Genomic DNA, 16,264 nt, shown 5'->3' with positions numbered 1-16,264 from the left:
AGTATTATCTCAGGAGGGTAAAGTGAAAAACCAATTATTGAATATCAGCGAAGAAGCTAAAGAAAAAATACAAAATCTGAATGCTTTGGAAGATTTGGAAAACTTCAGGATAGAATTTCTCGGCAAGAAAGGGAAGCTTACTTCTATCCTAAGAGGAATGGGAGGACTAAGCAAGGAAGAAAGACCTATTATAGGTAAGCTTGCAAACGAAGTAAGGGCAGATATAGAAGAAGAACTGAACAAGATGAAATCTTCTATTGAAGATAAGCTCATGGAAGAAAAATTAAAGAGGGATAAAATAGATATAACTCTTCCCGGCAAGGAAGTCTTAACGGGACATCATCATCCTTTATATCACGTTATAGGAGAACTTCAGGAGATATTCGAATCTCTCGGTTTCAGCGTTGCGGAAGGTCCGGAAGTGGAGCTTGTAAAATATAACTTCGATAACTTGAACGTACCTCTTGACCATTCATCAAGAGACGAAAGCGATACTTTCTACGTTGAAGGGGGCAACTGTCTTAGGACTCAGACTTCTCCCGTACAGATAAGAGCTATGAAAGACCAAGAGCTTCCTATCAAGGTAATAGCTCCGGGAAAAGTATACAGAACAGACGAAATCGACGCCACTCATTCTCCTTTGTTCCATCAGCTTGAAGGGCTTATAGTAGATAAGGGTATCACTATGGCAGACCTTAAGGGGACTTTGGAATACGTAGTCAAGAAGCTCTACGGCGAAGACACAAAGACAAGGTTCAGACCTCATCAATTCTACTTTACCGAGCCAAGTGCGGAAATGGACGCGACATGCGTAGTATGTAAAGGCAAGGGCTGTAATGTATGTAAAGGCTCGGGATATATAGAAATCTTAGGCTGCGGTATGGTTCATCCAAACGTTTTAAGAGCCTGCGGGATAGACCCTGAAGTTTACAGCGGTTTTGCCTTTGGTTTAGGGCTTGACAGGATGACCACACTTAAGTACGGTATCAAGGACTTAAGACTGTTATTTGGAAACGACACCGAGTTATTGACTCAATTTTAAGGAGGATAGAGAATGTTAGTACCAATAAATTGGCTTAAAGAATATGTAAATATAGATAAAGATATAAAAGAATTCGCAGATATGATGACCATGAGCGGTTCAATGGTGGAAACCGTCACTTATCTCGGGGAAGGGATAGAAAATGTCGTAACGGCGAAAATCAATAAGATAACTCCTCATGAAAATGCACAAAAACTTATAATATGTACCATGTTTGACGGTAAAGAGGAATACCAAGTCGTAACGGGTGCAAACAACGTAAGTGAAGGGGATATAGTTCCTTTTGCAAAAGTAGGTGCAAAACTTCCCGACGGGACCAAGCTTAAAAAAGCGAAGCTTAGAGGAGTAGAGTCCTTCGGTATGCTTTGTTCTGGACAGGAGCTTGGAATGAGTTCAAGCATTATCCCAAAGAATATGGAAGACGGGATATATATATTTTCAAGTGATGTACCTATAGGTATAGATGCAAAAGAAGCTTTGGGGCTTGATGAGTACGTTATCGACTTCGAGCTTACAAACAACAGACAGGACTGTAACTCTATCCTCGGAATGGCTTATGAAGCGGGGGCGACCATGGGCGAAAAGTTCATCATGCCCGACTTCAAAATAGAAGATAAAAGTAATGATATAAATGATAAATTGAGCGTTGAAGTAAAAAACACGGATTTATGCAAGCGTTACTGTGCAAGACTTCTTAGAGTAAAGAAAGTAGAACCTTCTCCTCTTTGGATGCAAAAAAGACTTATGGTGTGCGGTATAAGACCTATTTCAAATATAGTAGACGTTTCAAACTACGTTATGCTTGAGCTCGGTCAGCCTCTTCATATGTTCGATTACGATAAATTGGAGGGACATAAGATAATCGTGGATACCGCAAAAAACGGGGAAACCATGGTAACTCTCGATAATATCGAAAGAGAACTGGACGATAAAATGCTCCTTATCAATGACGAAAACAGGGGAGTATGTGTTGCGGGGGTAATGGGTGCGGCTAATTCCGTAGTTGATGACGATACGAAGAATATCGTAATAGAATCTGCTAATTTTGGTAAGAACTCTATCAGAAGGACTTCGAGAAAGTTCGGGCTCAGAAGCGAAGCTTCTGCACACTACGAAAAGGGTATAAATCCTTTGATTACAAGATATGCAATCGACAGAGCGGCTTCACTGCTCGTTGAAATAGGAGCCTGCGAACTTGTGGAAGGTCTTATCGATGAAAACTTCTACGAAAAAGAACATGTCAAAATGGATATAGATTATAATGATGTAAACAAACTTCTCGGTAGTGAAATTTCCGCAGAAGAACAAGTTAAGCTTCTTGATTTACTGAATTTTGAACCTAAACTAAAGGGAGACATGATAAGTATAACCGCTCCGCTTCTTAGAGATGACGTGAATATCAAAGAAGATGTCATAGAAGATATCGCGAGGATGTACGGATATAACAACCTCCCTAGTACGCTCATGGAAAGCTCGAATTATATAAGTGAGAAGAATACCTATTACAGGGATAAAAACGCTCTTAAGGACGCTCTCGTTGCCGCAGGGGCTCTTGAAACCCTTACTTATACATTCACATCAAAAGAAAAACTTGATGAACTGGGTTTTGATGAAAATGATATTAGGAGCAAATATTTAAAGGTAATAAATCCTCTCGGAGAAGACACCGGATATATGAGAACGAGCATGATGGTAAGTATCCTTGAAGCACTTTCTTTCAACTATTCCAGAAAGAATAAAGAAAGGGTGTTGTTTGAAGTAGGAAATGTATTCTTCAACGATAAATTTGATGAGCTTGGACTTCCTCTTCAAAAGGAACATCTTGTGATAGGTAAATACAATACCGATTTCTTTGAAATAAAAGGTATCGTTGAATACTTATTCAATAAGTTTAGGATAAAGGGTGTGAAATTCATCAAAGCCGAAGAAAATATGCTTCACCCTTCAAGAAGTGCTTATGTATGTATAGATGATAAGATAATCGGATATATAGGAAATGTTCATCCCGTACTGTTAAAAAAATACAATCTCAAGGAAGATGTCGTGGTTGCGGAGCTTGATGTCAAGACCATAATCGAACTTTACGATAAGGAAGTCGTATTCAAGGAATTCCCTAAATTCCCCGCACTTGAAAGAGATATCGCGGTAGTCGTGGATGAAGATGTCTATGCGGGAGAAATCATTGACGAAATCAAAAAAGCGGGGGGCAAATATCTTGTAAAAGCCGAAGTGTTTGATGTATTCACGGGAGAACAGGTAGGTGAAGGCAAGAAATCTGTCGCTGCGGCGCTTAACTTCAGAGCAGAAGACAGGACTCTTACAGACGAGGAAATAGATGTTACTTTCTCTAAAATAGTAAAAGCTCTCGATGAAAATCTAAATGCAAAATTGAGATAATCAAAGTAATAAAAAAGGTACTTAATAAGTACCTTTTTTTAATCCATATATTTATTTTCGAATTCTTCCACGGTTATAGGCTTTGAAAAATAATAACCTTGAATAAAATCGCATTTATAATTTTCCAGCATGTCGAATTGTTCTTTCGTTTCCACACCTTCCGCAACGGTTTTTGTCTTTTCTATGTGCTTGCACATATCTATAACGTGTTCTATGATTATCCTTGCATTGGGGTTATTGTTGATATTATCGATTATGCTTTTATCTATCTTCAAGTTATCGAACTCTATTTTCGTGAGTATGGATAAGTTTGAGTAATCGGATCCGAAATCGTCCAGAGAAATCGTAAAGCCCTCTTTCCTTAATCTTTCTATTATTTCAAACAGTACGGCGTCGCTCATCTTTGATATGCTCTCGGTCACTTCTATATTTATAAAGTTATGAGGTATATCGTAATGGTCGCATATAGCGCATATTTTATCTATTATATTATACTCCATTACCGTAACCCTGGATAGATTTATGCTTATCGCAATTAAGGGTTTGTTTTCACTTCTCCATTTATCCAGTATCTTACATACGCTTTCAAGAACGAATAAGTCTACATGTCTTATTATATTCTTTGCTTCGTAGGAAGATATGAATTTGTCGGGAGTTATAAGGTTTCCGTCATCATCTATTTTCCTTACCAAAGCTTCGGCACCCGAGATCTTTCCCGTGGAAGTTTCTATTTGAGGCTGAAGCAGAACAGTAAATTTATTATTTGCTATTTCTCTTATAAGCTTCTTCGATACTTCCGAGCGGTAATTGTGTTCTTTTACCAAGTTTGATTTATAATAAGACTGCTTTTCCAGATACATTAGGTTATCGGCATTTTTTATGAGTTTTTCAAGCTCTGTTTTCCCTTTGTCCCATACCGCACCGATAGAAATATTTATTTCTTCTTCTTTTTTCAGTAAATGTCTTAAACGGCTGACTGATTTTTCAAATTCATGTTTTTCAATGTTTGGACAAAGAGCTACGAATTCGTCTCCGCCTACTCTGAATATATGCTTATCATACACCTTTTTAAGTAATTCTGCGGTTTGTTTTAAAAGTATATCGCCGTAGTCGTGTCCGTAGCTGTCATTTATAAGTTTAAGTCCGTTTACGTCAATATAGACTATCCCAATATTTTCGGGAGGGTTTTCATTGAAATGTTCAACTACATTTATATAATGATTTCTGTTCCCAAGGTCTGTAAGGGCATCGTAGTAACTCATTTTATTCAGCGTATTAAGAAGTTTTTCCTTATCGATGTCGTTCATTATAAAATAAGTCAGTGTCTTTATAAGGGTAAGGTCGTTTATATTTTTTTTCGGATCGTCTACCCCGAGAAATCCCGTTATTTGTCCGTCCTTGATGAGGGGGGCTGCAATCAAGCTGTCTATTCCCTGACTTGACAAGATTTTATATGCAGGAGAATTTTTATCATATTTTTCTCCGAGGGCAGAAATATAGAATTCTCCTTCTTTGTTAAATTGATACAGCCAATCGTCTATAAGGGTTATGGGGAGGTTTTGAAGGTTATCTATTTCTTCGGTAACGTTTTTTGTGCAGTATTCATAAGTATTTGAAAAAACTTTGTTTTCATAATCTATTTCAAATATATATGCGCGGCTACCGTTATAAAATCCGCATACTATTTCAAGAAGCTTGTCTATGGCAGCTTGTATGTTCCTGTCTCCCGAAAGTGTCCTTGCACAGTTTACGATAGTTTCTTCTTTATAGATTTCATACTCAAGCTTTCTTTTTTCGCTTTCTTTCTGAGTTATATCCGTTGCTATTTCAAGCCTTGCTTTTTTGCCGTCTATATTTACGACTTTATCTCTAACTATAAAATATTCTCCCAGCAGGGGATTGAAACTTTCCCAAGTATAAAAAGAATCTTCGTTTATAAGCTTATTTGTGCAGAATTCACATGGAGAATCAAGTCCTCTTAAAACTTTGTAACATTTCTTTCCTCGGTAGTCTTCTTTTTCATCTATATTAAAGCTTTCTCTCGCAGTCTTATTCATATAGATAAGTTCGTATTTATCCACATCACTTATATATATCAAATTGTCCATTTCATTAATTATAAGCGAGCATATTTCATCGTATTCCATATTTTTTGATATTTTTGCAGTAATGACTGCAGTCTCCTTTTATTCTTATATATCATTATATATCAACTCAAAAAGAAAGTGTACTGATTTCGTACACTTTCTAAAAATAATTACTTTTTTCTACTTTAACGTGATTTTTTTAGGGTACTTGTAACTGTAGCTCCCGTGGATGAATTTCACTGTGTATTTCCCTTTTGAAAGGAGCTTTTTATTGTATTTGCCGTTATTGCCGTAGCCTTTAAAAACCGTGCTTTGTTTTGTATTTGCTTTTTTATAATAAAATGCCTGATTGAATACGAGACTGTTTTTTGAGTCATATATCCTTATGTAGCTTGTTCCGGGTCTATTTGGTTTCATGGATAATGTGGTGGATGCTTTTCTCTTTATCGCCGTTTTTGTAATGTTGGTATTTAATTTTGTGGCTTTACTATATACTTTTATGTTATATTCCTTTGATTTTACGCTCTTCGATGAGGTTGAAAGAAGGAGTTTAACCATATATTTCGTTCCCGATGAACTTCTTTTAACGTAACTTCCCGTTTTGTATCCCGCTTTATTTCCTTTAGTTGCTTTTCCGTCCCAGAAAATCTTTTCTGATGTGGTTCCCGTCTTTTGCTTGGTAATGCTTTTCTTTGCGACTAATTGTTTTTTTGTGTTGTATACCTGCAGTTCAAGCTTAGCATTCTTTTTGTTGGAATATATTTTTCCTTCGACTTTTAGATTGTTTCCATATCCTGGAGTAAAACCGTAACTTGGGGAAGGACTTATCTTTATGGATGAAATCGTAAGCTTATCCGCTGTATCGGCGGGAACGGATGATTTTCCTTTTCTTACTATATCTATACTGCTTTTGGGGATATATCCCACCGAGCCGTTATGATCATATAAGTTCTCAAAATGAACATTTCCGCTTTTAACTCCCATATCGCTTTGGACTTTATAATAATCTCCGCTTGTTCCCAGTATGACTACGGGGATACCCACGGGTTCGTTTAGGTTCTTGTTGGATAATTTGTAAAATACTTTGCTTCCCGATGAGGGTTTCTCCATGACGTTTGCAGTTTTATTGGTTATACCTATAGTATATTTTTCATAATCTTTGCTTCCCATGTTTTTATCTTGTGTGTAGGCAATCCCTCCTATTTTTTCTCCGTGATATGGATCGGAAGCATATTTTACGTTCACACCTATTTTTTTATTTCCCGGAGAAGGACCGTAATATCTGAAATCGGAATTCGCATCGAAATAAGCCCTGCTTAAATGTCTGTAGGCATGTTCTTCTATACATTTCTTCGGACTTTCGAATGAATATGCATTGTCGGGAGTTTCATCGTATGCCGCAATCCCGAACAGATTATTTTTGTTTATAGCATAACTGCTGGTGCCGTATCCGCTTTCCAAATTTGCGAAAGACAATTCCATAAGGGCATTTATCCCATATTTATTTTGAACGTCTATGAGCGTACTTCCTTGATTTTTAAGTTTTGTATTACTCGGATAAGTATTTATCCTATTATTTAAATCCTCTTTTGTATAGTTCGTTTTTGTCCTGTAGGAAAGATAAGTAAAGTAAGGATAGTGGGTACCGATTTTAGAAGAAGAACTTAAATATTTAGAAGTATAAAAGTTCACACCGTCCATACTGTAATACTTGGTATCCGTCTTCATAAATGAAGGAGCCTTATCTACGATAAAACTTTGGAGCGTTGATTTTTCACCGTTTTCATATTTCTCTGATACACTCGGGTCGGTGAGTATGGATACATAGTGATAAAGATCCCTGTTAGTATTTACGTAGTAATATCCCGTAGTGTACTTCTTTTGGGAGCTAGAAGCTGATAGGTATGTATCGCTTAGGACTGCTTCTGGTATAAATGTAAGGTTATCGGAAGACGTATAATTGGTCATACCGCTTATACCTATTTTACATGCAGAAGATGTAAGGTCGTTTTTATTCTCCGCACCGTAGTAAAATACCTCATGATTAGTGGGTATGTATGGTGCGGAAGAACCGTGATTTTTATCCAGTGAGATAATGGTCGAATTTACCGAAATATAAGCTTTCCCCAGCTTCATATCGATTATTTTTTCTCTGTCGTTTAAAATAACAAGTCCATTTGCTTTTTTTGTATATTCGACGGAGTTCTTATTTTTATACTCCGTATACAAAGTATTCATTGAGTTTTTTGCACTTTCAAATGTACTGAATGTCTTTAATTTATTGAATTTGACTAGGGTAGGGTACTTGTCTTCGGACTTGTCTTTTGCGGCATAAGCATAGGCAACATAAAAATTTTTATTTACTGCTTTTGTATTTTTATCCTTATTATTTAAATACTCCTTCGGCAGTTCGTCCCCTTTATATTTGCTTTCGTCTTTTGCTTCGTTTTTTACGAAATCGGGGATTTCAATAGTGTATATATTATTTGCACTTATATTAAATGATGGGATAAGAAATAACAGTAAAACCCAAATTATTCTTTTACCTGTATTCATAAAAATTTCTCCTTAAGATTTTTTATCCATAAAATTATACTATTTCAAATAGCATTTTTAGCATTAAGATAAAATTGGCAGAAATGTAAAAAAAAGACACTTAATAGTGTCTTTTTATTTTAATACTAATTTTTTAGGATATTTATAAGTATAACTTCCATGTATGAATTTAACTGTATACTTTCCTTTGGCAAGTAGTTTTTTGTTGTATTTTCCGTAATTACCATAGCCCTTAAATGAAACCGATAATTTTCTGTTTGCTTTTTGATAGTAGAACTTTTTACTAAAAACTAGTTTTCCTTTTGAATTATATATACTTATATAACTGGTTCCCGGTCTGTTTGGTTTCATAGAAAGCGTTGTTTTGCTTTTTCGTTTTATAGTTGGTTTTGAAATATCCGTCAGTAATTTCGTCGCTTTGGAATAAATCTTTGTTGTGTATAATTTTGTTTGCGCGGTTTTCCCATTTACTGTGATTAACAGCTTAAATTTATAAGGTGTTCCTTTGGAGCTTCTTTTTACATACGCTCCGGTTTTATATCCGGCAGTATTTCCTTTTGTTGCCTTTCCGTCCCAAAAAAATGTTCCTATTGTAGTTTTGGTTGTTTTTTTTGTTTTGCTCAATTTTGCCACAAGTCTATTTTTAGAATCATATATACGAAGCTGTGCAGATGCTCCCTTTACGTTTGTAGCGAATTTTCCTTTTACTCTTAAATAATTTTTATATCCCGGAGTAAAGCCATAGCTTGTATATGGTCTCGCTGATGCAGATGTTACTGATACTTTTGTTGTATTTGAAGTGCTCGATGAAGTTGAGCCGCCTGATGATGAAATGGAGTTACTTCCTTTTCTTATAATAGTTATTTGGCTTTTAGGTATATATCCGACCGAGTTTGTAAAGTTATATTTATTATAGCAGCTTGCTTCAGAGTTAACTATCCCCATATCGCTTTGAACTTTATAATAATTCCCGCTTGTTCCGATTATAGCGACCGTTATACCTACAGGAGAAGAACCTCCTTTTGTTCCGAGCCTGTATAGTTTTTTACTTGATGTCGAAGCTTTTTGATATACATATGCCGCAGTAGTCGTTTTACCTATGGTATATTTGCCGTAGTCTTTCGAGCCCATATATTTATCCTGAGTATAGGCGATACCGCTGATTTTTTCTCCGTGATATGGATCCGATGCATATTTTACCGCTACACCTATATTTTTATCTCCCGGACAAGTCCCGAAGTATCTTGAATCGGTTTTTGTATCGAAGTATCCTTGGGACAGATATCTTCCTGCATGCCTTGTTATACAATCTCCCGCAGATTTAAAATAAGAAGCTCCATCAGGATTGGAATCCGTAGCCGCTATACCGAATAAATTCTTTCTTGATATGGCATAACCGCTTGTTCCGTATGCACTCTCTAAATTTGCAAAAGACAACTCAAGAAGAGCATTTATTCCATATGTATTTTGCGCAGAAACCAAATATTTACCGGTCCCCCTCAAAACGCTGGAACTTGAATAGTTTTTTATCCTGCTGTCAAATTGTGAAGCGGAATAATTGCTTTTAGTCCTGTAAGGAAGATATTTGAAGTATGGATAATGAGTTCCCGCTTTGGTTGATGATGATAAATAAGAATTTGTATAAAAATTGACTCCGTCCATGCTGTAGTATTTTGTTCCCGTTTTCATAAAAGAAGGAGCTTTGTCTACTACCATACTGTAAGTATTTCCAACGTATTCGCCGCTTTCAAAATATGTAGAAGTGCTTGAATTTGTAAGAGTTTTATAAGTATGAATAAGTTCTCCGCTTGAGTTTTTTGAATAATATCCGACGCTATATTTTTTAGTACTGCTTGATGCGGATTTATACATTTGTGATATCAGTGTATGAGGTACAAGAGTTAAATTAGCAGAAGATACATATCCCTTTGCACCGCTGATCCCAACATTTACACTTGAGTTTGTGGAAGAATTTGCTTTAGCGCTATAGTAAAATAATTCATGATTTTTTGTTACATATGTACTTGCAATATTCATTGTTGCACCGCTTGGAGTTGCATAGGCACGTCCGAGTTTCATTGCTATGATTTTACCGGAAGTATTTCTTATACATAGTCCGTAGGCTTTTGTAGTATCTCCCGCATTTTTATATTTGGTATAATAACTGTTCATGGAAGAATAAGCATCATCAAATTTTGAATATCCTTTAAGGTCTGTAAAAGATACTTTTGTTGCGTATTTATCGCTTGATTTTGCTTTGGCTGCATATGCGTAAGAAACCGTAAAAGTACCCAAAGACTTGACTGCTGCGGATCTGGATGACTTTAAGTTTTCCGTTTCAGAAGTGTTTTCTTCTTTTGCGGCTTCTTCGGAGTAAGACTCTCTGTCCATACTTTTTTCTTCTTTTGTTAAATCGGATTCGTTAGCCTGACTTGGTATATCGTAAGTTATGTCCATATTCATGTCTTCGGCAAAAACGCTTCCGGATATGGATGTGATAAATAGGATTATGAGTATTAGGCTTATTTTCTTGAATGATTTCATATTTCGTTTCGTTCCTCCAAAAGGCTATATTTACTAAATTATACAATATTCGACAAATATTTACAATAAAAAAAGAGCCTATGACTCTTTTTGGTTAAAATTTACAGAAAACCATATATTTTGTACATCAATATGGAACCGCTGACGTTTGCATTCAGGGATTCGCATTTTCCGCTCATGGGGATCTTTACTTCTTTTGTGGCGTATTTCAAACATTCGTCGCTTATACCGTTACCTTCGTTCCCCACGATCAAAACATTGTTTTTTTTGTTAAGCGTTATATCTTCTTTTCCGTTCAATGTGGAAGCTATTATATCAAATCCTTTTTCTTTTAATGTTTTTAAAATTTTATAATCTTCATCCAAGATTATTTTAGTGTTTATTATGCTTCCCGCACTTGCTCTCACTGCTTTTGAAAGGAAAGGGGATGCTGAAGAGTTCAATATTACTGCGTCAAAATCCGTACAGACACTGCTCCTTATAAGCCCTCCCACGTTTTCGGGGTCTTGGACCGTATCCAAATATAATATGTTATCGTTTTTATTTATATCATTTATATCACAGTATTTCGTTTCTAATACCGCAAGCACTCCCTGAGGGGTCTTTGTGGAAGATATGTATTTGAATATTTCATTATCCACTTCCAAAGCATCATCATAATCTTCGGTGTATTCCTCGGTGGTTATTATATATTTGATTATATGATTTTTATTTATAACCGCGTCCTTTACGAATTTTATCCCTTCAAGGACATAAAGTCCGTATTTATCCTGGTATTTCTTTTTTTCCAGACTCTTTACAAGTTTTATTATTTTATTCGTCTTTGATGTTATCATGGCTTTCCTCTTTGATTTACTCATCTCATTATAACTATTTTTTTATTAAATGTAAACAAAATAAAAAGGACATAAATCATGTCCTTTTTTATTACTGAACTTTTTTATCAAAAGCTTCTTTTACCATTTCTTTGGTTACGGTAAGTTCTTTTACATCTTCTCTGCTTGGTGCTTCATACATAACATCCAGCATGATGTCTTCGAGGATACTTCTAAGTCCTCTCGCTCCGGTCTCTCTCTTGACGGTTTCCTTTGCTATTAAGTTAACAGCTTCTTTGTCAAAATGAAGATCCACATCATCTAAGCTGAGCAGATATTTATATTGTTTTATTAAAGCATTTTTAGGTTTTGTCAAAATATTAACAAGAGCCTTTTCATCAAGCTTCTTAAGTGAAGCACTTATAGGAAGTCTTCCCACAAGCTCGGGGATAAGACCGTATTTCACGAAGTCCTGAGGCTGTGCAAGTTTGAATAAATCGTCGGTGGATTTATCTTTGACTCCGGTAATATCGTTGCCGAAGCCCATTGAATGAGTTCCAAGTCTTTTCTTTACAACTTCGTCCAAACCGTCGAAAGCTCCTCCGCAGATAAATAATATATCTTTGGTATCTATTTGAATGAAGTCCTGATGAGGATGTTTTCTTCCGCCCTGAGGGGGAACGTTGGCAGTGGTTCCTTCAAGTATTTTAAGGAGTGCCTGCTGAACACCTTCACCGCTTACATCTCTCGTAATAGATGTGTTTTCGCTTTTTCTGGCAATCTTATCGATTTCGTCGATATATATTATCCCTTTTTGTGCAAGCTCTACGTTATAATCCGCCGCCTGGATAAGTCTCAGTAAGATGTTTTCAACGTCTTCACCCACATATCCCGCTTCGGTAAGTGCCGTAGCGTCCGCAATTGCAAAAGGTACTTTTAATATCCTTGCCAGTGTGGAAGCCAGCAGTGTTTTACCGCTTCCCGTCGGTCCCGTTAGTAAGATATTGCTTTTTTGTAATTCTACATCCGAATCTTTATCATCACTGTTTTCTGCTACGTTTATCCTTTTATAGTGATTATAAACCGCAACGGCTAAAGTCTTTTTAGCATCGTCCTGGCCGATTACATATTCATCCAATAATTCTTTGATTTTATTAGGTTTTTCTACATCATTAAGATTTGGAGCTAAATCATTAACAAATTCGTTATTGTCATCATCGTAAAATGTTTCGTTGAACATTTCGTTACAAAGTGCAATACATTCGTTACAAATAAATACTCCCGGTCCCGCTACCAAACTTTTTACTTCGGATTGGCTTTTTCCGCAAAATGAACAATGATTCTGCTCTTCGTAAGTTTTGTTTTCGTCACTCATATAATAGCTCCTTTCTTATTTATCTTTTTTCGATAACTTTATCTATAAGCCCGTATTCCATAGCCTCTTTAGCAGACATAAAGTTATCTCTGTCAGTATCTTTTTCGATAGTTTTAAGTGTTTTTCCCGTTCTTTTACTAAGTATTTTATTAATATCTTCTCTTGTCTTTAAGAGTCTTTTTGCGTGTATTTCCACATCGCTGCTTTGTCCCTGAAAACCTCCCAGGGGCTGATGTATCATTATTTCACTGCTTGGCAGAGCAATCCTCTTGCCCTTTTCACCGCATGCGAGTAAGAATGCTCCCATGGATGCTGCCATACCGATACAAATAGTCGATACATCGCATTTGATATAATTCATTGTGTCATATATAGCCATTCCCGCAGTAACGCTTCCGCCCGGGGAATTTATATATAACTGTATATCTTTTTCGCTATTCTGTGACTCTAAAAATAGCATTTCCGCTACCACTAAATTAGCAACGTCGTCGTTTATTTCTCCTGAGAGAAATATTATCCTGTCTTTAAGTAAACGAGAGTAGATATCGTAAGAGCGTTCAGCTCTTCCTTCATTTTCTACTACCATTGGGATTAATGGCATAAAAATTACCTCCGAATTTAGGTTTATTTTTCTTCTTTTTCTTCTTCTTTAACCTTAGCATTTTCAATTAGGAAATCGAAAAGTTTTCTTTGTTTGATGAAGTTTTCGATGTAATTTTCTGTAGCTTCGTCAAGGACTTTCTTGAAGTCTTCAACCTTTTGGTTGTAAGCTTTTGCGAAGTTTTCATATTCCGCTTCTTTTTCTTCGTCACTTACATCAAAGCTTTCAACTTCCATTAATTTATTTAATACCAAGTCTTGTTTTACATCATGTTCTGCTTGTTCAACGAACAGTGCATCGAAATCAGCTTCGTTTTTGCCGTCGTTTTGCTGTTTCATTATTTCATAGTAAGTTTTAGGGTCGATTCCGCTTTGCATTATTTGCTGTTCGAATTGAGCCTTAACGTCTTCAGTCTTTCTGTCTATCATACATTTAGGTATGTCGATTTCGGTATTCTTGCATACTTCTTCGATAATAGTGTTGATAGCAGCGCCTTTAAGATTGTTTTCTCTTTGTTCTTTGATAGTTTTCTTTAGGCTTTCTTTGTATTCGTCCAAAGTATCGAATTCGCTTATGTCAGCTGCGAAATCATCATCAAGTTCAGGAAGTTCTTTAGCTTTTACTTCATGAATTTTTACTTTGAATACGCTGTCTTTTCCCGCAAGTTCGGCAGCATGGTATTCTTCGGGGAAAGTAACGTTGACATCTGTTTCTTCTCCCGCTTTTTTACCTACAAGCTGATCTTCAAATCCCGGGATGAACGAATTGCTTCCTAGTACCAACGGATAGTTTTCGCCTTTTCCGCCTTCGAAAGGTTCATCTCCGACATAACCGTCAAAGTCGATGATAACAGTATCGCCGTCTTTAGCTTCGGTATCTTCAACGCTTATAAGTCTTGCGTTTTGTTCTCTTACTCTTTCAAGTTCGTCTTCTACGTCTTTGTCTGTAGCTTCATACTCTGTAGAGTAGATTTCTATACCTTTGTATTCGCCAAGTTCGAATTCAGGTTCCAATTCAACTTCAATAGTAAATGTAGCACCTTCTTCTTTACTTATGCTGTCTAATTTTGTCATTGCAGGCATGTTTACAGGTTTTAAATTATGTTCTTCAATGGCTTTTTCGTATTCTGAAGGGAATGCTTCGTCTAATGCATCTTCAAAGAATACGCCTTCGCCGTATCTGTTTTCAATAATTCTTCTTGGGGCTTTTCCTTTTCTGAAACCATCGATGTTGAACTTACCTCTGTTTTTTTTGTATGCAGCATCAAGGGCCTTGCTAAAATCTTCTGCGGTAACCGTTATTGTGATTGTTGCCACGTTGTTTTCTTTCTTATCTAATATTGAACTCATTTATATTTTTACCTCCTAAGTCCCATTCTAACTCAAAATAGTATTATATCATAATTAATCAGAAATTCAAGATTTAAAAGGCTTTTGTTTACATATATTTGTAAAAAAAAGGATATTTTAAATAAGCAAGTCAATTTTGAGTCAAAAGAAAAGCAAAATCTGTCTTATAAGTGATAATACTCACTGTTTTAAGGATATTTTACTGACGGTATTTAACATATACTAAATATAAATTATTATATCAGGATTATAATAATATTAAATTTTGATAATAAATTTATCGTTTTTTTTAAAAAAAGTTTATTTTATTAAAATTTGACAAAAATTATTGCTTAAAGAATAAATCGTATGCTTATTATTAAGCTTATTATTTAGGTATGAAAATCAAAAAAGTAAATAAATTGATTTTTAAGAAATCGACTGAAAATATATTAAAATATCCTTTTATATTTAAGATAAGCATTTTAAGTCTATGACTTTCTTTATAGATATATTATTTTATATTTTTATTATTATATTATTATCCTGGTAATTTTTTACTAGGGGTATAGTAATTTTTTTCCATAGGTACAAAAGTATCATTGTTTATTCTATAAATATGTTTTTGATTTTATATCAAATGCTTCTTTTAAATATATTCAATTCATTTATTTCTTTATAATATTATCTTTAAATATTTTTTTTTGGTACTTAACTATTTTTAACGGGCAGTTCAATGAGTATGAGGTATTTTCATGCTACGCTGTTCTTCATAGATATATTATTTTATATTATTAATCTTATATTATTATCTCCACAATTTTTGATGGGGGGACTCCAAATTTTGAGTGGGGGTATCACAATTTTTAATAGGGGGTATATGTTATTTTTTAATAAATGAGTTTTAAATATAAATCCTTTTATTATGATATATATTATTTTATATTTTTATTATTATATTATTATCTTTATCATTTTTTATAAGGGGGTACTATCATTTTTGATAAGAGGTATTAACATTTTTGTATAGGGGTAAATATTTTGTTTTAAAGAAATAAACCTATAAGGGATTTTATCTTTTATATCCTGTTCATTTTTTCTGAACAAATTGAAATTATAGAGTTGTCATCTAAGTAATAGATTTTAGAGCTTTCGGGTGCAGTATTCCCGAAAAACATACATATATAGGTAAAATATGTTTGGTTGTTATTTTTATCGTTAGTTAAAGATCTCTTCAACAAAAATCTAATTTATCACCTAATGGAATTATTTTTCTCTTTTTTAGACGGACATAAGATTTAATTACAATTTAAAAAGAATTTTAAATTGTATAATTATTTTTTAAGTATTGCTGAGCATTGCAGAGAGTTATTATATAAAAAATGCCCCTTTTACATAAAGGGGCTGATTATCAGCTATTCTATTAAAATGAAAGTTTATTCTTGATAGTTATTATATTTTTCCAAGCAATGTATCGAAGGTTTTACTTTAATAAAATTTAAAACTTTGTTTTTAAAGG

General features: G+C 34.8%; 9 protein-coding genes. 2 read left to right on the top strand and 7 right to left on the bottom strand.

The features are described from left to right. The first annotated feature begins 22 nt into the window (after nt 1-22). Together pheS and pheT are read left to right on the top strand one after the other, a co-directional pair. Nucleotides 23-1,042 (top strand): phenylalanine--tRNA ligase subunit alpha, encoded by a 1,020-nt coding sequence (gene pheS, locus ANASTE_RS02890; protein WP_007049416.1) that lies wholly within the window; start codon nt 23-25, stop codon nt 1,040-1,042. A 12-nt stretch (nt 1,043-1,054) separates the two neighbouring features. After that, nucleotides 1,055-3,439, top strand: a complete 2,385-nt coding sequence (gene pheT, locus ANASTE_RS02885) for a phenylalanine--tRNA ligase subunit beta (RefSeq protein WP_007049415.1) — start codon at nt 1,055-1,057, stop codon at nt 3,437-3,439. Nucleotides 3,440-3,477: 38 nt separating this feature from the next. On the opposite strand, the gene ANASTE_RS02880 is transcribed toward pheT, so the two are convergent. From ANASTE_RS02880 to tig, 7 genes are all read right to left on the bottom strand, one after another. Continuing rightward, on the bottom strand, nt 3,478-5,586 hold the full coding sequence (locus ANASTE_RS02880; protein ID WP_007049414.1) for a sensor domain-containing phosphodiesterase: 2,109 nt from the start codon (nt 5,584-5,586) through the stop codon (nt 3,478-3,480). A gap of 120 nt (nt 5,587-5,706) precedes the next feature. Next, a complete protein-coding gene (locus ANASTE_RS11235; protein ID WP_007049413.1) occupies nt 5,707-8,082 on the bottom strand; it encodes a glucosaminidase domain-containing protein in 2,376 nt (791 codons plus the stop codon). 114 nt (nt 8,083-8,196) lie between these two features. Continuing rightward, the gene (locus ANASTE_RS02870) at nt 8,197-10,626 is read right to left on the bottom strand and encodes a glucosaminidase domain-containing protein (RefSeq protein ID WP_007049412.1); all 2,430 of its coding nucleotides are present in this window, start codon (nt 10,624-10,626) and stop codon (nt 8,197-8,199) included. Between the two features lie 101 nt (nt 10,627-10,727). Continuing rightward, nucleotides 10,728-11,462, bottom strand: a complete 735-nt coding sequence (locus ANASTE_RS02865; RefSeq protein ID WP_039944658.1) for a TrmH family RNA methyltransferase — start codon at nt 11,460-11,462, stop codon at nt 10,728-10,730. Between the two features lie 91 nt (nt 11,463-11,553). Further along, nucleotides 11,554-12,816 (bottom strand): ATP-dependent protease ATP-binding subunit ClpX, encoded by a 1,263-nt coding sequence (gene clpX / locus ANASTE_RS02860; protein WP_007049410.1) that lies wholly within the window; start codon nt 12,814-12,816, stop codon nt 11,554-11,556. Nucleotides 12,817-12,835: 19 nt separating this feature from the next. Continuing rightward, nucleotides 12,836-13,417: an ATP-dependent Clp endopeptidase proteolytic subunit ClpP gene (gene clpP / locus ANASTE_RS02855; RefSeq protein ID WP_007049409.1), complete on the bottom strand. Its 582-nt coding sequence runs from the start codon at nt 13,415-13,417 to the stop codon at nt 12,836-12,838. A 23-nt stretch (nt 13,418-13,440) separates the two neighbouring features. Further along, the gene (gene tig, locus ANASTE_RS02850) at nt 13,441-14,766 is read right to left on the bottom strand and encodes a trigger factor (RefSeq protein ID WP_007049408.1); all 1,326 of its coding nucleotides are present in this window, start codon (nt 14,764-14,766) and stop codon (nt 13,441-13,443) included. Nucleotides 14,767-16,264 lie beyond the last annotated feature (1,498 nt).

The organism is Anaerofustis stercorihominis DSM 17244, from assembly GCF_000154825.1.
Classification (GTDB): domain Bacteria; phylum Bacillota; class Clostridia; order Eubacteriales; family Anaerofustaceae; genus Anaerofustis; species Anaerofustis stercorihominis.
The sequence above is the reverse complement of the archived record's forward strand: the minus strand, read 5'-3'. Positions and strand labels throughout refer to the sequence as shown.